The sequence below is a fragment of the Rhodohalobacter halophilus genome, from assembly GCF_001715195.1.
GTDB lineage: Bacteria > Bacteroidota > Rhodothermia > Balneolales > Balneolaceae > Rhodohalobacter > Rhodohalobacter halophilus.
Genome location: NZ_MDWE01000060.1, coordinates 1 through 21,092 on the forward strand (window position 1 = coordinate 1; position 21,092 = coordinate 21,092).

16 protein-coding genes are annotated in these 21,092 nt (G+C 46.1%); 10 read left to right on the forward strand and 6 right to left on the reverse strand.

Annotated elements, in window-relative coordinates:
* The first annotated feature begins 371 nt into the window (after positions 1-371).
* Positions 372-926, forward strand: coding sequence for an RNA polymerase sigma factor (locus BG260_RS13030; protein WP_069133397.1), 555 nt, complete (start codon positions 372-374; stop codon positions 924-926).
* A 4-nt stretch (positions 927-930) separates the two neighbouring features.
* Here the strand turns inward: BG260_RS13030 and BG260_RS13035 are convergent, their stop codons facing one another.
* Positions 931-1,515: a DUF6992 family protein gene (locus BG260_RS13035; protein ID WP_069133398.1), complete on the reverse strand. Its 585-nt coding sequence runs from the start codon at positions 1,513-1,515 to the stop codon at positions 931-933.
* A 400-nt stretch (positions 1,516-1,915) separates the two neighbouring features.
* Between BG260_RS13035 and acs the strand changes: the two genes are divergently transcribed.
* Positions 1,916-3,814 carry an acetate--CoA ligase gene (gene acs / locus BG260_RS13040; RefSeq protein WP_176719504.1) on the forward strand — a complete coding sequence of 633 codons (1,899 nt, stop codon included), beginning with the start codon at positions 1,916-1,918 and terminating at the stop codon, positions 3,812-3,814.
* Positions 3,815-3,852: 38 nt separating this feature from the next.
* Here acs and BG260_RS13045 read toward each other — a convergent pair whose 3' ends face one another.
* Positions 3,853-4,221, reverse strand: a complete 369-nt coding sequence (locus BG260_RS13045; RefSeq protein WP_069133399.1) for a hypothetical protein — start codon at positions 4,219-4,221, stop codon at positions 3,853-3,855.
* Between the two features lie 128 nt (positions 4,222-4,349).
* The gene (locus BG260_RS13050; RefSeq protein ID WP_069133400.1) at positions 4,350-5,564 is read right to left on the reverse strand and encodes an alanine dehydrogenase; all 1,215 of its coding nucleotides are present in this window, start codon (positions 5,562-5,564) and stop codon (positions 4,350-4,352) included.
* A gap of 138 nt (positions 5,565-5,702) precedes the next feature.
* Here BG260_RS13050 and rsmA point away from each other — a divergent pair, with 138 nt between their 5' ends.
* The 5 genes from rsmA (at position 5,703) to BG260_RS13075 (ending at position 11,152) form a co-directional block, all read left to right on the forward strand.
* Entirely contained in the window at positions 5,703-6,479 is a 777-nt protein-coding gene (rsmA, locus tag BG260_RS13055) for a 16S rRNA (adenine(1518)-N(6)/adenine(1519)-N(6))-dimethyltransferase RsmA (RefSeq protein WP_069133401.1), read from the forward strand.
* Between the two features lie 180 nt (positions 6,480-6,659).
* Positions 6,660-6,947 carry a co-chaperone GroES gene (gene groES, locus BG260_RS13060; protein WP_069133402.1) on the forward strand — a complete coding sequence of 96 codons (288 nt, stop codon included), beginning with the start codon at positions 6,660-6,662 and terminating at the stop codon, positions 6,945-6,947.
* 51 nt (positions 6,948-6,998) lie between these two features.
* Positions 6,999-8,669 (forward strand): chaperonin GroEL, encoded by a 1,671-nt coding sequence (gene groL / locus BG260_RS13065; RefSeq protein ID WP_069133403.1) that lies wholly within the window; start codon positions 6,999-7,001, stop codon positions 8,667-8,669.
* Between the two features lie 215 nt (positions 8,670-8,884).
* Positions 8,885-10,381, forward strand: a complete 1,497-nt coding sequence (locus BG260_RS13070; RefSeq protein ID WP_069133404.1) for a sodium:solute symporter family protein — start codon at positions 8,885-8,887, stop codon at positions 10,379-10,381.
* A 3-nt stretch (positions 10,382-10,384) separates the two neighbouring features.
* Positions 10,385-11,152: a dimethylarginine dimethylaminohydrolase family protein gene (locus tag BG260_RS13075; RefSeq protein ID WP_069133405.1), complete on the forward strand. Its 768-nt coding sequence runs from the start codon at positions 10,385-10,387 to the stop codon at positions 11,150-11,152.
* 6 nt (positions 11,153-11,158) lie between these two features.
* Here the strand turns inward: BG260_RS13075 and BG260_RS13080 are convergent, their stop codons facing one another.
* Positions 11,159-12,397: an outer membrane beta-barrel protein gene (locus BG260_RS13080; RefSeq protein WP_083750323.1), complete on the reverse strand. Its 1,239-nt coding sequence runs from the start codon at positions 12,395-12,397 to the stop codon at positions 11,159-11,161.
* Positions 12,398-12,571: 174 nt separating this feature from the next.
* Between BG260_RS13080 and hutU the strand changes: the two genes are divergently transcribed.
* Positions 12,572-14,236 carry a urocanate hydratase gene (gene hutU, locus BG260_RS13085; RefSeq protein WP_069133407.1) on the forward strand — a complete coding sequence of 555 codons (1,665 nt, stop codon included), beginning with the start codon at positions 12,572-12,574 and terminating at the stop codon, positions 14,234-14,236.
* Between the two features lie 60 nt (positions 14,237-14,296).
* Here the strand turns inward: hutU and BG260_RS13090 are convergent, their stop codons facing one another.
* Positions 14,297-17,170 carry an FAD-binding and (Fe-S)-binding domain-containing protein gene (locus tag BG260_RS13090; RefSeq protein ID WP_245683970.1) on the reverse strand — a complete coding sequence of 958 codons (2,874 nt, stop codon included), beginning with the start codon at positions 17,168-17,170 and terminating at the stop codon, positions 14,297-14,299.
* A 289-nt stretch (positions 17,171-17,459) separates the two neighbouring features.
* The gene (gene lhgO / locus BG260_RS13095) at positions 17,460-18,665 is read right to left on the reverse strand and encodes an L-2-hydroxyglutarate oxidase (RefSeq protein WP_069133408.1); all 1,206 of its coding nucleotides are present in this window, start codon (positions 18,663-18,665) and stop codon (positions 17,460-17,462) included.
* 215 nt (positions 18,666-18,880) lie between these two features.
* On the opposite strand from lhgO, the gene BG260_RS13100 reads away from it, so the two are divergent.
* Together BG260_RS13100 and ahcY are read left to right on the forward strand one after the other, a co-directional pair.
* Positions 18,881-19,387, forward strand: coding sequence for a TlpA family protein disulfide reductase (locus tag BG260_RS13100; RefSeq protein WP_069133409.1), 507 nt, complete (start codon positions 18,881-18,883; stop codon positions 19,385-19,387).
* 58 nt (positions 19,388-19,445) lie between these two features.
* Positions 19,446-20,756, forward strand: coding sequence for an adenosylhomocysteinase (ahcY, locus tag BG260_RS13105; RefSeq protein WP_069133410.1), 1,311 nt, complete (start codon positions 19,446-19,448; stop codon positions 20,754-20,756).
* The last annotated feature ends 336 nt before the right edge of the window (positions 20,757-21,092 follow it).

Below are 21,092 nucleotides of genomic sequence, written 5' to 3' on the forward strand. Positions count from 1 at the left end.
AGCGTCTGTAACAGTTGCACAGCCGGCGGCTAAGAATAGTACCATTGCGGTTAAGGATAATTTTGAAATGAGCGTTTTGTAAGAGTTCATGATAGTTTTCATTGTTAGTTGATATTTGTTTCTGTGTATTTTGGGTTAAGAACAAGAGTTTTTTTTGTCTGTTTTGTTACAAATAAAATTGTAAGTGAAATAAATTTAATTGTCTAAGCTTGGCTTGAAATTTTAATAATTATTTTAAAATGGAGAAGTTATTTACAAAAATGATTTGTACTCTTTCTATCGGTTTATATATTCACTCGTGTCGATTTTGTGGAAATAATATCTGCAGAAATAGGATAGAACTCCAATTAATAACAGTTTAGATCACAAACGTGGCCAGGGTAGACTACTCGGAATTAGTAGAAGCGATCCAAGACGGGGATGAAGCAACGGCGAACGGTCTGTTGCAGGAACTCATGCCGCGCATCGTAGATTATCTGGTTGTTACGATGAACGCTGACAGAAATGAGGCGAGGGAGTGCACACAGGAAGTTTTTACTGAGGTTTATGATAGAATCAGGAAGGATAAAATTCGAGAGCATAAATATATCTTCCGCTACATAACATTTTCAGTTAAGAATGAATATATCCGATATAAAAAATATCAACACCGATTTACTGCACCGGAAGAGGCGTATGACCAGGCAGAACCCGCCGAACAGATTAGTAATTTGATTGATGAAGAGAGGATGCAGCATCTGGAGGAGTGCCTGTATGAGCTGGATAAAGAGAGCCGTTCAATGATCCGGTTCATGCTTAAACATCCCGATAAAACGAGTAAAGAGTATGCCGACCATTTCAATATCTCCAGCGGGAATGTTCGAATACGCAAATCGAGGATTCTCAATATTCTGCACCACTGTTATAAACGAAAAGCGTCCAAATAAGCCCTTAAAGCGGGATAGATATGGCAAGGGTATTTCCTGTGAATTGAATGTTTTCAAGCAGCAGGTTGCTTTGGTTTTTGCTTAAAAAGTAGAGAACCAGGTCAAATGTAAAGAGAAATCCACCCTGCAGTATCATCGATTGTCCATACCCCACAACGCGATTGCTATTTTTTCTTAATCCCCTCTCCCACATAAATGCACCCAGTGCCATATAGCCAACATCCAGTCCGGCATTGAAGAGCAGAATATTTTCAAAATTATGAAACTCTTTCAGCGTCTCTGCCGCAGACAGATTGAGGGACTGATTCTGTAAACCGTAGTAGCCAAACCCTGCAATTCCAAGATTCACAACATTCCACATCGAATTCATCTGGTGGACATATCGTGTGCGGCCACTTGTTTGATTCATACCAATAGCCCCCACAACAATATTACTGACCGCCCAGCTGCCTGAAATCAACATGCCGTTACTGTTCAAGCGGATGCGATCTTCGTTGATCTGCTCCAAATTGTTGCTTGATGATTGGGCATACGTCCAGCCAATACATAGAAGCTGTATCAGAACAAAAAGAGTAAGCGGCTTTTTCATAAATCATAGGGTGAGTTACTTTTTGATTATAATTCTAAAAATGGACAATTCATTCAACTCTGTGGCAACTCTACAATTTGACCCTCAGCAATCGCATAAATTGAGTCCATATTTTCAGGCCGAATCAGGTGCATTCAATTACCCGCTACCATTTGATTCCATGCGTTTTTATGCCGGTCAAATGGAATGAGTCCTATCTCGATATCACTGTTCAACCAGTTCAGATCCGGTAGAATTTTGCATTGTGTGATTTTTCATCGCTCAGATTGAATAAATACCTGAAATGGATGCACTGTTCCCGCAATGGAAAGCAAAAGATTGAAAAGAAGCTTGATAATGAGCGGAAAAAACGACAAAATGAAAGCGCTTCGTTTTAATATCAAACCAAACAGAGATTGTCATGTGGCTGAATATCAAATCATTTGAAGAGTATAAAGAGGTTTATGAACAGAGCGAGAAAGATCGCGAAAAGTTCTGGGAGCATGAAGCCGGTACATTTTACTGGCGTAAAACCTGGGATAAGGTGCACTCAGGTGATTTTGAAAAGGGAGATATTAAATGGTTTGAGGGCGGCAAGCTGAATATTACCGAAAATATGCTCGATCGGCATCTGAATACCATCGGCCATAAAACGGCTTTTATATTTGAGCCGAATCACCCGGACAGCTTTCGCCGGACCATCACCTATCGTCAACTGCACGAGGATGTATGTAGGTTTGCAAACGTTTTAGAGAGTAAGGGGATCGAGAAAGGGGATCGTGTGTGCATCTACATGGCGATGACACCCGAGCTGATTATCTCTGCACTGGCATGCGCGCGTATCGGGGCGGTACACTCTATTGTATTTGCAGGTTTTTCTGCTCAATCTCTTGCCGAGCGCATACAGGACTGCGATGCCAAAATGTTGATTACCAACGACGGGCTGCGCAGGGGAGATAAACATGTTCCTTTGAAAGATATATCGGATGAAGCGCTGAAAAACTGTCCAACCGTTAAACATGTGATTGTTTGTCAGCGAACGAACCGTGAAATAAACTGGGTTGATGGCCGGGATGAGTGGTGGCATATGCTCATTCGAAATGCCTCCAAGCGTCATAAAGCCGTGGAGATGGATGCAGAAGACCCACTCTTTATTTTATATACATCCGGCTCAACAGGAAAACCAAAAGGTGTGCTTCATACCTGCGGCGGTTACATGGTTTACACCAGTTATTCGTTTAGAAATGTATTTCAGGTCGAGGAGGAAGATGTTTATTGGTGTACGGCGGATGCCGGCTGGATTACCGGTCATTCATACATCATTTACGGCCCGCTGTTTAACGGAGCCACCGGGATTATCTTTGAGGGAACGCCAACCTATCCCGATCCGGGCCGATTTTGGGAGGTGGTTGAAAAGTATAGAGTAACTCATTTCTACACAGCGCCAACCGCCATTCGTGCACTGATGAGCCATGATATCAGCTATGTCCAGAAATATGATCTTAGCTCGCTTAAAGTTCTTGGATCAGTAGGTGAGCCGATTAATGAAGAGGCGTGGCATTGGTATAACGACCACGTGGGAGGCGGCCGCTGCCCAATTGTGGATACCTGGTGGCAAACAGAGACCGGAGGCATTGCTATTTCGCCGCTCGCAGGTATTACTCCCACCAAACCCGGTTTTGCCACATTGCCGCTTCCCGGAATTTCACCGGTTTTAATGGATGAAAACGGGAAAGAGATTGAAGGAAACGGAGTGAATGGAAATCTCTGCATCAAGCATCCCTGGCCAGGGATTGCCCGAACCATATGGGGCGATCACGAACGCTACCTGAAAACGTATATGAGTGCATATAAAGGCTACTACTTCACCGGTGATGGTTGCCGGAGGGATGCGGACGGTTACTATCGAATTACCGGCCGGGTGGATGATGTGCTGAATGTTTCAGGCCACCGACTGGGGACTGCAGAGATTGAAAATGCAATTGATGAGCATCCAAATATAGTAGAGGCAGCAATTGTCGGTTATCCTCATGATGTAAAAGGACAGGGTATTTTTGCATTTATGGTTTGTGAAAAAAATCCGAAGAGTGCGGAAGACTTTAAGCAGGAGATTCATGACCTGGTGACAAAAATCATTGGGCCGATTGCCAAGCCGGATAAAGTGCAGATTGTTTCAGGTTTGCCTAAAACCCGGTCAGGTAAGATCATGCGCAGAATTCTTCGTAAAATTGCAGCGCAGGACCTAGATAATATCGGAGATACGTCAACTTTGTTAGATCCTGCCGTTGTTGAAGATATCAAAAATGGTAAGGCTTACTGATTCAGGGTACAGGCGCGGAGGTCTCTCCGTCCCTGTAATCATCTGAAAAACATTCCAATCGATAGTAGAAGTACACTCACTATAAACAGGATTAATCTAAAGCGTGTACTAATGATGATAGAGTGAAACAGGACCCCATACGTGAATGGATGATCTTTTAGCCAGTTATAGTAGTGATGGCGGTGAAGTGCACCCATAGCTGTGGTAACATGCCCGTGTAAAATAGTCAGCATAAAAGGGAGTGCAAAGATGATGGATCCCGGATAGGCAATAATTTTATTAACCCCCAGAGAGTTACACAAAAAATAGTAAGGCCATGCAAAAATAAGCAGCAGAGGTACTGAAAGCGCCCAGTTGATGAAAGCAATTCGCCGATAATTTTTTTCGCTCAATTCAGAAGCAGGCATTGTGAACGTTGTTAGTTTTTAGAATCGTAAGGTGGTTCGTCTATGAACAAAACGAATACAGAGAGTATTGTAAACTTAAAGGGGTGAAATAGTTTTTTACTTTTGTTTTATCACCTTTTTGTAAAAAGCTAAATCTGGCTTGCAATCAGCATCTCTATATCTCGGTATGGCATTTCGAACTGTTCGGCCAATCCTTTCTTTGTGAGATGTTTTTTGTAAATGTAGGCACCGTTTCTGAGTGCTGTATTTTCCCACAGGCACTCTTCAATTCCACCGGCATCACCCAATTCAACGAGATAGGGTACAATCACATTGTTAAGAGCGTAGGTTGCCGTGCGGGCTACATTAGACGGTATATTTGGGACGCAATAGTGAACCACATCGTATTTTCTGAAAACCGGATTAGAGTGTGTTGTTGGAACGCTGGTGGAAATACACCCGCCCTGATCTATTACGGTATCCACAATCACGCTTCCAGATTTCATCGACTGAACCATCGGGTCTGTGACCCAGCAGGGAGCTCGTTCCCCTTCCGTCATGGCTGCGCCAATAACCACATCGGCAAATTCAAGAGCGGTCGAGAGATATTGATGATTTGCAGTCGCGGTTATAATCCGGCGATCAAATGAATTTTCGAGGCGGCGAAGCATGGCCAGATCGTTGTCCATTACAAAAACCTGAGCTCCGTACCCCAAAGCGGTTCGTGCTGCGTACTCTCCGGTGATACCCGCTCCTAAAATGGCAACCGTTGCCGGCGGGATTCCGGAAATACCACCCAGCATAATTCCCTGGCCGTCACTTCCGTTTTCCAGGTAGTGGGCGGCAATCTGGACAGCCATTGATCCGGTGATTTCGTGCATCATCCGAACGATTGGGAATTCATTGTCGCGTCCTTTGATGTATTCGTACCCAATGGCGCAAACTCCTTTTTGAATGAGGGTATTTAAAAAATCGTGTGAGGTATGCCCCAAATGAAGCGCCGACAGTAATACCTGATTAGGCTGCATCCAGTTTAACTCTGTTTTAGTAGGAGGTGCCACTTTGACAATCATTTCTGATTTGCGAAAAAGCTCTTCAGCACTATGGGCAATTTCGGCTCCGGCCTCGGCATATTCACTGTCTGAAAAGTGAGCATCAACACCGGCATTTTTCTCGACGTAAATTTCGTGTCCGTTAGCCGCTAACACGGAAACCCCACCGGGTGTGAGGGAAATACGCCGCTCATCATTTGAGGTTTCTTTGGGCAGGCCAATCTTAAGTGAACGTTCCGATTTGGTTTTCATCAGACTCTTTTCAAGGGTCTGGATGCCTAACTGTTCAGTATCAAATGGGTTGATTTCCATATCAGAGCAATCTATGTGTGCGGATGAACTTTGTATTTGCAAACATTTAAATGAGGGATTCATCCATAAAAGTGCAGAAAATCCTTTATGTTAATCTAATCAAAATCGACAAGATCTTCATTCACATATTCAACCCGCATGGCAAACCATCCGCAGACAAAAAAGAGTTTAGGGCAGCACTTTTTGAAGGATCCCAATATGATTCAAAAAATTGTGGATTCGGTACCGGCTCAAAAAGGAGACCGGGTTGTGGAAATTGGGCCGGGTGCAGGAGCCATTACCGGCCCGATGCTCGATAAGTTTGAAGATGTCATTGCCGTAGAGATCGATCAGCGTATGGTTGAGCACCTTTCTGAGGAATTTCCGGGGCTGAAGATTGTGAACCAGGATATCCTGAAAAGCGACTGGGAAGAGTTTATCAAATCCGACAAACCGGTACACGTAGTTGGAAATTTGCCTTACTACATTACCAGTCAAATTCTGTTCAAAATTCTGGAGAATCGGAAACACATTTCATCTGCCATTTTAATGATGCAGAAAGAGGTGGCAGAGCGGATTGTGGCTAAGCCGCGCAATAAAGAGTATGGGATTCTGAGTGTGCAGACGCAACTGATGAGCAGCCCGGAGATTCTGTTTGATGTTCCTCCCGGCGTTTTTTCTCCGCCTCCGAACGTGAACAGCGCTGTACTGAAACTGACATTCGACAAGCCCGACCTGTCCTGTTCCGACAAAAATTTGAAGAGTGTGGTTCGGATGGCATTCAATCAAAGAAGAAAGAAATTAAGCAACGCGCTGAAGCGGCTCGGGGCTGAACTGCCTGAGGATGAATTTGATTTTAATCTGAGAGCAGAGGCTCTGGAACCGGAGCAGTATGAAAAGTTGACAGCCCGCCTTGAACAACTTGGCACATTTTAATGATTCAAAAGGAGTGTATGGATCAAACTGACTGACAGGAGAGGTGAAAAGTGTACCATTTGGCACTTCTATAAATTTGGTACGGATGTTGCAGACCATCAAGTCAGAAGAAAAGACGCAATATTTGCGTGACAAAAAATTAATCGATTAACCAAAAACCTAATACGAAGGAGTCATCATATGGCTAGCATTAAACCATTAAGTGATCGTGTGTTGGTACGCCCGATCGAAGCTGAAGAAAAAACCAGCTCTGGAATTATCATCCCTGACACTGCAAAAGAGAAGCCACAACGAGGTACTGTGGTAGAAGCAGGTCCCGGAAAAGTAGAAAACGGGAACAAGATCGACATGTCTGTTAAGAAGGGTGATGAAGTACTTTACGGAAAATATTCCGGCACAGAAGTCACTCTTGATGGCGAAGAGTATCTGATTATGAGAGAATCAGACATTCTCGGGATTGTATCCTAAACCTGTCAATCAACGATTTAAATCAAAAACTAACTAAATCAATTAAGAATTATGTCAGCTAAATTAGTTCATTACGATGCGGATGCACGCGACGCACTGAAACGCGGTGTGGATAAGCTTGCGAATGCCGTTAAAGTTACTTTAGGCCCTCGCGGAAGAAATGTAGTTATTGAGAAATCTTTCGGTGCGCCTACCGTAACCAAAGACGGTGTAACCGTTGCCAAAGAGATCGAACTCTCCGACAAAGTGGAGAATATGGGCGCGCAGATGGTACGCGAAGTTGCGTCCAAAACCAATGACAATGCCGGTGATGGTACAACCACCGCTACAGTATTGGCTCAGTCCATTATTCAAACCGGTCTGAAAAACGTTACTGCCGGTGCGAACCCAATGGAACTGAAGCGCGGTATTGATACTGCTGTTGATGCGGTTGTAAAAGAGCTGAAAGCCCTGAGCAAGCCTGTTGGCGACAGTCTCGACAGTATCCGTCAGGTAGGAACCATTTCTGCCAATGGCGATGAAGAGATCGGAAACAACATTGCCGATGCGATGGAGAAAGTTGGTAAAGATGGTGTGATCACCGTTGAAGAGGCAAAAGGTACCGAAACCTACCTCGAAACTGTAGAAGGTATGCAGTTCGACAGAGGTTACCTCTCTCCATACTTTGTGACCAACAGTGAGAATATGACCACTGAAATGGAAGATCCTTACATCCTGATTTTCGACAAGAAAATCTCTGCGATGAAAGATCTGCTTCCAATTCTGGAGAAAGTGATTCAAACCAACAAGCCACTGCTGATTATCGCCGAAGATATTGAAGGCGAAGCACTGGCAACACTGGTTGTGAACAAACTCCGCGGATCACTGAAGGTTGCTGCTGTAAAAGCTCCCGGCTTTGGCGACAGAAGAAAAGCAATGCTTGAAGATATCGCCATTCTGACCGGCGGCACTGTAATCAGTGAAGAGCGCGGCTACAAGCTTGAGAACGCAACGCTTGATTTCCTCGGTACAGCCGACAGAATCAATATCACCAAAGATGACACAACCATCGTTGGCGGTAACGGAAAATCTGATGACATCAAAGCAAGAATCAATCAGATTAAATCTCAAATCGAGAATACAACATCTGACTACGACCGTGAAAAACTGCAAGAGCGTCTTGCTAAGCTAAGCGGCGGCGTTGCTGTACTCTACATCGGTGCTGCTTCTGAAGTTGAAATGAAAGAGAAGAAAGCCCGTGTTGAAGATGCGCTTCATGCCACACGTGCCGCTGTTGAAGAGGGTATTGTGCCCGGCGGTGGAGTAGCTCTGCTCAGAGCCATCAAAGCGTTTGACGGCCTGAAAGCTGAAAACGGTGATCAGGAAGTTGGATTCAACATTATTAAGCGTGCGCTCGAAGCTCCGCTGAGAGCGATTGCAAATAACGCCGGTGTTGAAGGATCCATCGTTGTTCAGAAAGTACTCGAAGGCAAAGACGCTTTCGGATACAATGCGCGTACCGAAGTGTACGAAGATCTGATCAAAGCGGGTGTTATCGACCCAACCAAAGTAACCCGAACCGCACTTGAAAATGCTGCTTCTGTTGCCGGCCTAATGCTGACAACCGAAGCTGTAGTTGTCGACAAGCCATCAAAGAATGGTGACGACGATGAAGGCGGAATGCCAGGCGGTGGAATGCCCGGCGGAATGGGAGGAATGGGCGGCATGGGCGGAATGATGTAATTCCACCCCATAAAAACCCAGACTGAACATTCAGTTTGATTTTGAAAGCCTCATCCCGGTTTCGGGGTGAGGCTTTTTTATTAGTTTGGGTGTCCCAACGGGTTAACGTTTAGTCGGGCAGCTCTGAAATGCGGGATGATTTGCACGGATATATTCTATACATTCGACAGAGTTGAAATTTGAATTTGATTGCTTCTAACTAACCTGTTGAATATATGTCCATCTTCTTCTGGATTGTGCTTCTCTATCTCGCCCTACTGATGGGAATTTCCGTCTACAAAAGCCGCGCCGTTAAAAGTCAGGAAGACTTTATGGTTGCAGGCCGATCTGTTCCAACTTACAAACTGGTGGGAACTCTTCTTTGCACTTGGATTGGATCCGGGAGTCTGCTTGCCGGAGCCGGACTCGCTGCAAGAGTGGGGCTTTCCGAACTCTGGATGGCAGCCGGTGCCTGGATTGGAATTATTATTGTATTCTTCCTGGCTGCACGGGTTCGCCGAATTGCACAATTTACCGTCCCTGACATTCTGGAACTTCGATACAACAAATATGCCCGGATTCTGGGCACGATCGTTATCGTCATTGCCTATACAACCATTGTTGGCTATCAGTTTCGCGGCGGCGGATTTGTCCTGAACCTGGTAGCTGATATTCCGGAGTGGCAGGGAGTTCTACTTACGGCCGGATTTATCATCACTTTTACCGCTTTTGCCGGAATGCTCTCCATCGTATCCGTGGATATTATCAACGGAGCTGTGATTACGCTTGCCGTTATTCTGGCCGTTCCGCTCGTTTTCAGCAACCTGGGTGGCGGCGAATATATCACCGCAAATCTTGACCCAAGTTTTTTCACCGTATTTGGCGAATACAATTTTCTGTGGGCGATGGGAGTCTTCTTTCCCACATTTCTTCTGCTGATGGGTGAGTCAAATATGTATCAGAAATTCTTCTCCGCGAAGAATGAGAAGTCGGCCAAATCTGCGGTGGTTTGGTGGGTCTCCGGAACAATCATTGTTGAAACCGCCATCGCATCACTGGCTATTTTGGCATTTAGTCATTTTAATTCACTCGATCCATCGAGTGCGTTCTTTCTTGGAGTGGAAGAGAGCGAACGCGTGATTCTTCACGCGGCCAGGTTCGGTACAGAAATTGGAATTCCGCTTGCCGGCGGATTGCTGCTGATCTGTGCGGCCGTTGCGATTATTACATCAACGGGGAACAGCTTTCTTTTGGCCCCATCCACCAACCTGACCCGTGATATCTATCAGCGGTTTATCAATCCGGATGCGGGTGAGAAGAAAATAGTCACTTTCCAGCGCGTGATGGTTCTCGTATTGGGAATTTGCGCCTATCTGCTGCTCACGCAGTTCAGAACCATTCTCGATATGGCCTTCACCGCATACACGATGGTCGGTGCCGGATTGACCCCAGCACTGTTAGCTGCCTTCCTCTGGAAACGGGTAACCACAGCCGGTGGGGTAGCATCGATAGCCACCGGAATGGGAGCTACGCTTATTATTACCGTAGTCAACTCTGTGTTGGCGGAACCGCTGATCCCATTCGACTACATCGTTCTGCCGGCAGCCGGGCTCTCCATTTTGGTACTGATTGTCGTATCACTGATGACTCCGCCAGATCCCAAAGAGAAGTGGGAAAAGTTCTATGAAAAAGATGTAGAGTTAAGTGATGCAATTGATGAGTTTAAGGAGTGATGAATGAATAGGCCCATTGCCCTTACACGTACCCTCAGCCCGAGGTTGAGTGAATGCGAACTTACGCATCTGAATCGTGAACCAATTGATATCAATAAAGCAGTTGATCAGCACCATCAGTACGAAAACGCATTGAAAAAGATGGGCTACTCCATTCGAAGGCTTCCAGAAACACCGGCTTTGCCTGATGGAGTATTTGTGGAGGATACGGCCGTTGTTTTGGATGAACTGGCGATTATCACAAGGCCGGGTGCAAAATCTCGTCGACCCGAGACAGAAAGCATGGCTGAAGTTTTAAAAGAGTACCGTGAACTGCATTTTATTAAAAATCCCGGAACCATAGACGGAGGGGATGTACTGGTTTTGGGAAAAAATGTATATATCGGAATTTCTCAGCGTACCAACCGGGAGGCGATTCGTCAATTTGGCCAAATTCTGAAACCACACGGATATAAAGTCCATGGCATTGAGGTTACAGATTGCCTTCACCTGAAAACAGCTCTGGCTCCGCTGGAAGACGATTTGTTATTGATCAACCCTGATTGGGTGGATGGAGAAGTTTTTGAGGGCTACCAAACTATTTCGATCCATCCGGATGAGCCATACGGAGCCAACGTGATGAGGCGGGGAAACTGGGCCCTCTGCCCGGAAGCTTTTCCCCGAACGGCTGATCTTCTTGCTGATAGAGGGTATGATGTCATCACTGTGGATCAATCCGAAATGGCCAAAGCAGAAGCCGGACTTACCTGCTGCAGTGTCATAGTGGAGTGAAACTAATTACTCAATTATATGCGTATCGTTGTAAACTTCCAGGAGGTGAGTTGGCCGTGGAAATGTAATTATGAATGAGTCGTCAAAAGTTTGAACTGCTCTGTTATTGATTTCGGAAGCAGCTTGATACTCTTCAAAAGTGCCAATTAACACTTCATAAAACCCATTTCTGTGAATCATAAAAACGCAGATTCCATCAGGAAGGCGGCCTCCGAGTTGTCGCTGCATATCATCTCTTACCCGAACGGAGCTTTCAAGGTCGCGTGCTGCAAACACCTGTACATAGTGACCGCTCGCTACTGTTTTCAATCGAACAGATAGATCTCCGCCTATTTTTATGGAGTCAATTCTATTCTCCAGACGGCTAACCCGCTCCTCCAGGTCATCAATCCGAGTGTGGGCGCGAGCTAATTCATCCGAAAGGTCATTGATGATTGAATCCCGCCGGCTAATGTCCAGAGCGAAACGGTCTGCCATATCACGTAGTGCCCGCTCCTGTCGTGCAACTCCCTCTGTGGCACGATCGATATCACCCACTTTATCTTTAAACTCTTGGTACTCCAAATCAGACAGCCGCTTGACGGGCGGATACATTCTTAAGGGCTTGCTTCCCTTCTTGCCAAAGTTAATTTTAATTCCCGCGCTCAGCATACCGATCTGATCGAACGGAACTCCGCCGGTTTGATTATCCAGGCTGTTAGTGGAAAATTTAACTTCGTACTGAGAAAACAGGTCAAACATATCACTGATTCTGAAAGCGATACCTGCTCCTGCAACTACGGAAGATGGATTGCTGCTAAAAGATTCTGTATTGGATGAAAAGCTGTAGAAGTCCTGTTCTGCTCCAATGATTCCATAAGGGTTCAAAAAGTTGGAGAGGGTAGAACGCCTGAAGAGCCTGTTGAAATTTATTGTCGCCTTAAGAGAGGCTGAATGGATGTCAGTGGTAAAGGGTGAGTTTCCGGTGCCTTCGATTTCGTTGTATCGGTATCCGCCGTAAATGGTCCACATGGGGGTTATATCATACGATAAACCGGCCCCAAAATTGTAAGTAGTGCTGGTAGTTCCGCTAAAATTACTGCCAAGTAGCTGACCGCCTCCACCGTTATCCGGCAGGGTTAAGCCGCCGTGCAAATTTAAACCGACTCTTCTATAGTCATTACTATTTTGTGCCAATAGGTTGGGTACAAAAAGAAGAAGTGATAATATCACACCCAAGAAACGTCTCATCTCTGAATTAGTCATTTTATTCCAAAATCAATTTTTACTATCCTTAAATAAATATCTGAATCTCAATTAAATAGAGATTCTCCCCAAAAGCCTTTTTATATTTTCGTATAGGTAAATTAATACTGAGAGCCAGTTATTCACATTTGGTTTTCTTAACAACAGAGTTTTTAGCTTAAATTGTTTTAACCCATGGATCACATTCAAAAGAACATCAAAGCACCACACGGATCCGAAATAAGCTGCAAGGGTTGGCATCAAGAGGCTGCCATGCGCATGCTGATGAATAACCTGGATCCCGAAGTTGCCGAACGCCCTGATGATCTGATTGTTTATGGCGGTGGCGGCAAAGCTGCACGAAACTGGGAGAGTTATCATCGTATTATAAAAACACTGAAACGGCTCGAGAATGACGAGACGCTGCTGATTCAAAGCGGGAAGCCGGTCGGTGTTTTTCGTACGCACGAAGAGGCACCGCGTGTACTGCTTGCAAACTCTCACCTGGTTCCCCGTTGGGCAACCTGGGATGAGTTTCGGAAACTTGATAAAATGGGATTGACCATGTACGGACAGATGACGGCCGGTTCGTGGATCTACATTGGTTCTCAAGGTATTGTTCAGGGGACGTATGAAACCTTTGCCGAATGTGCCCGTCAACATTTTGACGGCTCACTGAAAGGAAAACTGGTGGTGACGGCGGGATTAGGCGGTATGGGGGGTGCTCAGCCGCTCGCCGCTACCATGAATGGCGCTGCTTTCCTGGGGATTGAAGTGGATGAGAGCCGGATTGATATGCGAATTAAAACCGGGTACTGCGATGTAAAGTGCACCGATCTGGATGAGGCACTTGAGAAGGTTTTAGATGCGAAGGAGAAGGGCGAGGCACTCTCGGTTGGGTTGCTCGGCAATGTGGCTGAAGTGTTACCGAAACTGCTTGAAAGAGGGGTTATCCCCGATGTGCTGACCGATCAAACATCAGCCCACGACCTACGCCTTGGTTATATTCCTGCCGGATACACACTTGAGGAAGCTGCTGAAAAGCGGGAAAGCAATCCTGAAGAGTATGAGAGTGATGTTCTGGATTCGATGGTTACGCACGTTCAAACCATGCTCGACATGCAAAAGCGCGGAGCCATCACGTTTGATTACGGGAATAACCTTCGCGGCCAGGTTGCCGATCACCGGGGCATGAAGGAAGCATTCGACTTCCCGGGATTTGTACCGGCTTATATTCGTCCGCTTTTCTGCAAAGGATCAGGTCCGTTTCGCTGGGCAGCCCTCTCGGGTGATCCTGAAGATATTGCGGTTACCGATAAAGCCATTCTGGAAACTTTTCCTGAAAAAGAGGCACTGAGGCGATGGATTCATCAGGCTCAGGAGAAAATTCACTTCCAGGGTTTGCCTTCCCGTATCTGCTGGCTGGAGTATGGAGAGCGGGCCGAAATGGGTGAGAAGTTCAATTGGCTGGTCAAGAAAGGAAAAGTGAAAGCCCCGATTGTGATCGGGCGGGATCATCTGGATACAGGATCGGTCGCTTCACCCAACCGCGAAACGGAAGCGATGAAGGATGGATCGGATGCTATAGCAGACTGGCCGCTTCTGAATGCGATGCTCAATACAGCGAGCGGGGCAAGCTGGGTTAGCCTGCACCATGGAGGAGGAGTTGGAATCGGGTATTCTATTCATGCCGGAATGGTCTGTGTTGCCGATGGAACCGAAATGGCTGACCGAAGACTACACCGTGTACTCACCAACGACCCCGGAAGCGGAGTGATGCGCCACGCCGATGCCGGATACGACCTGGCAAAAGATGTGGCCAAGGAACGAGGTGTGGATCTGCCCGGAATTACGGATTAGAAAAAATTGCTTCGGAAACGCTGAATGAAAATAAACTTGAGCGTTTCCGTGGTTAATCAACTACTCTTTACTCTTCATTGCTTTCCACATAATCACAGCCGGATGCATCGCTTTTTTTCCGACCCCGTCCCATATTTGATGTCGGCAGGAGAATCCTTCTGAGCATATTTCTGCATCTGTATCCTCAAGATCTCGCAATTGTGGGAACAGAGTCTGTTCTCCCACCTGCATCGATACATCATATTTGTCCGATTCATATCCAAAACTGCCAGCCATTCCGCAGCATCCGGTCTGGAGTTCAATTGGGTCAAAACCGAGTAGTTTGAAGCTCTCTATTAACGGAGAATTTCCTACCAGAGACTTAGTGTGGCAGTGGCCGTGAACCCATACCTTTTTCCCTTTGCCGGGTTTTTCAAATTCTTCTGCAATAAGTTCGGTTACCAGAAATTCCTCCCAAAGAAACGTATTGGAGGCCAGCACATCGGCTTTAGAGAGGAGCCGGTTACTGCACAGATCGGTATACTCATCCCGGAGTGTGAGGATTTCACTCGGCTCCAGACCAATGATCGGTATCTCCTGGTCGACAAATGGTGTAAGCCTGCGAATGTTGGTTTCACAGATCTCTTTTGCCTCATCCAAAAATCCCTTGGAGATTTGGGGGCGTCCCGTGGGGAAAATTCCTGGTACAATTACACTGTATCCGAGACGATTCAAAACATGGGTTGCCGCTTTGGCAATCTCCGGCTCATGGTAGTTGGTGAAGAGATCAACCAGTAACACAACCTGCTTTCTGTCGGGTCGAACAATCTGAACCTCATTTTTTCGATACCAATTATAAAATGTCTGATGTGCAAACTCCGGCAGATTCCGGCGCTCATCTATCCCAGCGATTTTTTGCAGCAGCTTCTTGACCGGTTTCTGTCGATTCACAAAGTTGGTTAAAGGCGCAAAAAATGACGCAAACGGATAGAACTTTTCAGGATGACCAAAAAAGTATTCTCCTGCAGTCGAACCATTCTCCTTGTGCCAGCCGTTCATAAATTCAGCCTTCATCTTGGCCATATCCACATTGGCAGGGCACTCGCTTTTGCAAGCCTTGCAGCTCAGGCAAAGACTTAATGCATCTCTTAGTTCATCAGATTTGAATGCATCCTGCTGTTTCCCTGAAAAAAGTTGACGAAACAGATTCGCACGTCCACGTGTGGTATCTTTCTCTTCACGCGTGGCGTGGTAGGAGGGGCACATCGTGCCGCCGCTCTCGGCCAGCTTACGGCACACACCGGCGCCGTTACAGAGCTCCACGACTGAATCGAAACCCTTCTCTTTTCTCCAGTTGAAGGTCGTTTCTACCTTTGGCTTTTTGTACTCAGGAGAAAAACGCAGATCGGTGTCAATCGGTTTGGGGTCCAGAATTTTGCCCGGATTGAAATGATAGTCCGGATCCCAGAGCTCTTTCACCTGTCTGAGAAGCGGCATCATCTCTTTTCCTAAAACCGTTTCGATGTAGGGAGCCCTTGCCCTGCCGTCACCGTGTTCGCCGGAGAGTGACCCTCGATATTTTTTGACCAATTCGGCGACTTCTCCGGCAATTGATTTCATGGTTTGAAGCCCCGCTTTAGTCATGGTATCCACCACCGGACGGAGGTGCAGTTCGCCTACAGAAGCATGCGCATAAAAAACGCAGGAGGTGTTGTGGCGCTTCAGAATCTCCTGAAACTCTTTCACATACTCCGGCAGATCCTCAACCCGAACGGCTGTATCCTCCACGAAAGTGGGTGAACGGTTCTCGGCACCAAGCCCCATCAACAGTCCGAGTCCGGCTTTACGAAGGTCCCAGACCCGCCGCATTTTATCTTCATCGGTAACCACGGGATGATCATAACCTAAACTCATTTCGATTAATTTTTTCGAAAGCTGATTGGCTTTGCTTTCCAGATCTTCTATATCATCCCCCTCAAACTGTATGATTAAAATACACTTCGGTTCACCTTCCAGGAAGAAGCGATTTTTACGCTGCTCGATATTTCCTTTCGTTGCATTCAGGATGATGTCATCCACAAGCTCAACGGCAGCCGGTTTCCACTTTACCGCTTCCACGGTGGCAAGCATCGCTTCATGAAGGGTATCAAACTGGGGAATGAGTAAGCTTTTATGTTTAGGAAGGGGTACAAGGTTTACTTTGGCGGATGCTGTCATCGCCAGGGTTCCCTCACTTCCACAGAGCAGTTCGGCAAGGTTGAATGGCCGTCCGCCGGGTGTGATCGGATCCATTTCACAAAGCCGGTCGAGCGCATATCCTGTGTTTCTCCGAATAATATCGGGGTGAGGATAGTGCTTCAGAATTTCATCTCTATTCTTTTTCAGAATGCCGAGCATCCCACGATAGATCTCACCTTCAAGCGAATCGAGCTTCAGCTTTTGATCCAGTTCCTCTGCAGATAACGGTTTGAACGTGACTGCAGAACCATCACTCAGCACAGCATCAATTTCGAGAATGTGCTCACGGGTGGTTTTGTGTTTGATGGAGAACGATCCGCATGAGTTATTCCCGATCATTCCGCCCAGCATGCATCGGTTGGTTGTGGCCGTGTCGGGCCCAAACTGCAAACCATGAACGGCAGCTTCTCTCAGTAGTGTGTCGCGAATGACTCCTGGCTGAACCCGTGCATACCTCTCTTCCGCATTGATTTCGATGATTCGATCCATGTGGCGCGAGGTGTCCATAATGACTCCGCTACCGGTGGTTTGACCGGCCAGACTGGTTCCGGCACTCCGGGCGGTAATCGTGAAATTTTCATCTTTGGATTTGCGAACAAGCGTCTGAATGTCATCTATTGAACGAGGAAAAGAGACTCCCTTTGGGATCTCTTCATAAAGAGAGGCATCATTCGCGTAGAGGCGGCGGGTAAGGGAATCGGTTTGAATATCGGGCAAAATGGAACTCTTTGTGAATATGAATGACAGTAGAACAAGGGCGGTACAATCTTGAGTGTACACGGAAATCTAAATCAATTCAACTCTAAGTACAACAAGTCTCCCCTTAGCCTGTCTCGAGAAATCGGGTAGGGGAGTCCATGCGTGAGCATGGGAGGAGTTTCCGTTAACCTATTGAATTTATTTAGAAATATTCATGAATAATCAAGAATTCAACCACCCCTTACTCCCCTCCTTCCAAAGGAGGGGAAACTTTTTTACTAAGTTAGAGCTTGAAATTTGACCGGCGTCAAACAAGCTCAAAATTCTTCTGAACTTTCTTGACGATCTCATCACCGATTGCCAGCCCTGCGGTTGCGGCCGGGCTCGGTGCATTTAAAACATGTACTTCGCGGTCGGTGGTTTCATAATAGAAATCGTCCAGAATGTCACCGTTGGGTTTGAGCGCCATCGCACGAACACCGGATGGGGATCCTGTCAGATCGTCCAGTTCTATGGATGGGATCAGTTTTTGTAGATTTTTGAGAAAACCACGTTTTGAGTAAGAACGGTACATTTCGTCGATTCCCATTCTCCAGTGCTGTGATGCGAGTTTCCAGAAACCGGAGAAATCGGCTACTTCAATCGTATCCCGGAAATCGAATGATCCCTTTTTATAACCTTCTCTTTTGAAAGTGAAAACCGCATTTGGCCCGCACTCTACACCCCCCAGAACCATTTTGGTAAAGTGGACACCTAAAAACGGAAACTCAGGGTTAGGCAGCGGATAGATCAGGCCTTTCACCTTGTGTTGTGCAGAGGGTGTGAGTTCGTAATACTCACCGCGAAATGGGACAATTTTTACCGGACTCTGCACTCCGGAAGAGCGTGCCACCCGATCGGAATGAAGCCCGGCACAGTTGATCAGATATTTTGACTGATAGGTTCCATTTGATGTGCGAACTGAAAGCTGCCCGTCACGTTGGGAAGTCCCGAGCACTTTGCAGTTCAACTCTACCCGGTTTCCAGATTGAGTGATTTTATGGGCGAGCTTGTTACAAACCCCCACAAAATCGACGATGCCCGCGCAGGGTACGTGGATCGCTTTCACACCACTTACATGCGGCTCAATCTCTTTCATTTCACTTTCGTCGATCAGTCTGATTCCCTCAATTTTATTCTGGAGCCCCCGCTCATAAATCTCATTTAGTTTGGGGATTTCTGATTCATCAGAGGCTACAATAATTTTGCCGCAAATATCGTGTGCAACATCATTTTCCCGGCAAAACTGAACCAGTTGGTAGCGTCCGTCCACACAATTTTTGGCCTTATAGCTGCCGGGCTTGTAATAAATGCCGGAGTGAATAACCCCCGAGTTGTGTCCGGTTTGATGGGGGGCTACCCGATTCTCTTTTTCAAGAACCAGGATGTTTGCATCGGGATAGGAAAGGGAGAGTTTGTATGCGGTAGACAGGCCAACGATTCCCGCACCGACGATAGTAAAGTCAAAATTCATAGGAAATTTTTTCGATTGTAAACGCGGCTAAGATAAGAATTGTTAATGCCAGACTCATGTTAAGAAAACTGTAAAACCGGATGAGTAATATTGTTTTGCTTGAGCCGTATAGGAAATGAACATTTTAAGAGATAATCCGTATCTTTTATGCTTGTGTTCAGAATTTTATTGAAATAGAAAAAAGCAAAGAAACTCTTAGCAACTTAAAAATATTTATGACTATCAGAACGACAATTAAAATAGGTTTATTCGCACTGCTTATTGGCACGTTTACCGCTTGCGGCGGCTCGGACGATACAGCAGAAGCGATCGTAGAAAATGCCGTATTTGCCGATCTGGACGGCAACCAGGTTAGCATTAAAGATTTTGAAGGGAAATTGGTTTTAATTGATTTTTGGGAATCCTGGTGCGGACCCTGTCTGCAGGTTTTTCCAACGATGGATGAGCTCAGAGAGGAATATCCGGACGAGTTCGAAGTTCTTGCCGTTACGGTCGGGATGAATGAAGGACCGGAAGATGCACGTCAGTTCGCCGAGGAGCATGGCTACGATTTTAATTGGTTATATGATGAAACCGGAGTTTTTATGAAACTGGGCGGGCAGGGAATTCCATTTAAAGTTTTTGTAGATCCGGACGGTAAATTGATCAGCATTGAGATGGGATCATATGGCCGTGAGGGAGATTACAACAAAACCAAAGAGCTGATCCAGCAGTACTTCTAACACACATTTTTGTCAGTTTCTTACCAGCAACGATTTTTAATACAAACAAACCCACAACATGGAGCAACAAGTAGAAAAACTTCCTTATAAAGTAAAAGATATATCATTGGCGCATTATGGCCGCCAGGAGATCGATCTTGCAGAAGCAGAGATGCCCGGATTGATGGCACTGCGCGAAGAGTATAGAGACGAACAACCGCTAAAAGGTGCCCGTATTGCCGGATGCCTTCACATGACCATTCAAACAGCAGTATTGATTGAAACACTGATTGAACTTGGCGCAGACGTAACCTGGTCGTCCTGCAATATTTATTCCACGCAGGATCACGCAGCTGCAGCCATGGCTGAAGCCGGTGTTCCTGTGTATGCATGGAAAGGAATGACCGAAGAAGAGTTTGACTGGGCGATTGAACAAACGCTCCATTTCCCGGACGGTCAGCCGCTTAATATGATTTTGGATGACGGCGGTGACCTGACAAATATGGTTCTCGATCGGTACCCCGAACTGGTAGACGGTATCAATGGAATTTCTGAAGAGACAACAACAGGTGTTCTTCGGCTGATCGAGCGGGAGCGAAAAGGGACACTGACTCTTCCGGCTATCAACGTGAACGATTCGGTAACCAAATCGAAGTTTGATAATAAGTATGGATGCCGTGAATCTGCCGCCGATGCGATTCGTCGTGCCACCGATGTGATGATGGCCGGAAAAGTAGCTGTTATCGCCGGTTATGGAGATGTGGGTAAAGGAACCGCTGCCTCCATGCGCGGAGCCGGTGCACGTGTTATTGTAACTGAAATTGACCCGATTTGTGCACTTCAGGCTGCCATGGATGGTTTCGAAGTAAAAACGATGGACAATGCCGTTGAAGAAGGGGATATTTTTGTAACCGCTACCGGTAATAAGGATATCATTACAGACCGCCACTTCCTGAAGATGAAAGACAAGGCGATTGTCGGTAATATTGGCCACTTCGATAATGAAATTGATGTTGCCTGGCTGAAACATAACGCCAAAGAAGAGAACATCAAACCGCAGGTGGATCTGTTCACTATCAATGAAACGGAACGCCAGGTGGTTCTCCTTTCACAAGGTAGGCTGATGAATCTCGGCAATGCCACCGGTCATCCGTCGTTTGTGATGAGCAACAGTTTTACCAACCAGACACTCGCCCAGATTGCACTTTGGAATCGTCCGGAGGAGTTTGAGCCGGGTGTTCACGTTCTACCGAAATCTCTGGATGAGAAAGTGGCGCGGCTGCATCTCTCCAAGATAGGTGTTGAGCTGGAAACGCTGACGAAAGAGCAGGCTGAGTATATCGGAGTTCCGATTACAGGACCTTACAAATCAGATCAGTATCGGTATTAATTAAAAAATTACATGCCGCTTGAATAGATTCTTGCGGTTTGAAAAATCCTAATCCTGCATTATTCATTTAGTGCAGGATTTTTTTATGGAATGTTCTTTGCACCATTGAATAAAGTTGGATAATAAAATGTAAAGAGTGTTTTAAGTAATGGATTTTTTAATAATTAAGGGAGGGGTGACAGAAGTTGACACTGTTGTGTGCTATTTTGTAAGTGATGAAAGAAATTTGTATTTCTAAGCATTTGAAATTATTAAAAGAGTAGAGCATGCTTGAGACATTATTAAAAATTGGGGAGTGGCAACAAGAAGGGATGACCGAGTGGGATCCAATTCTGG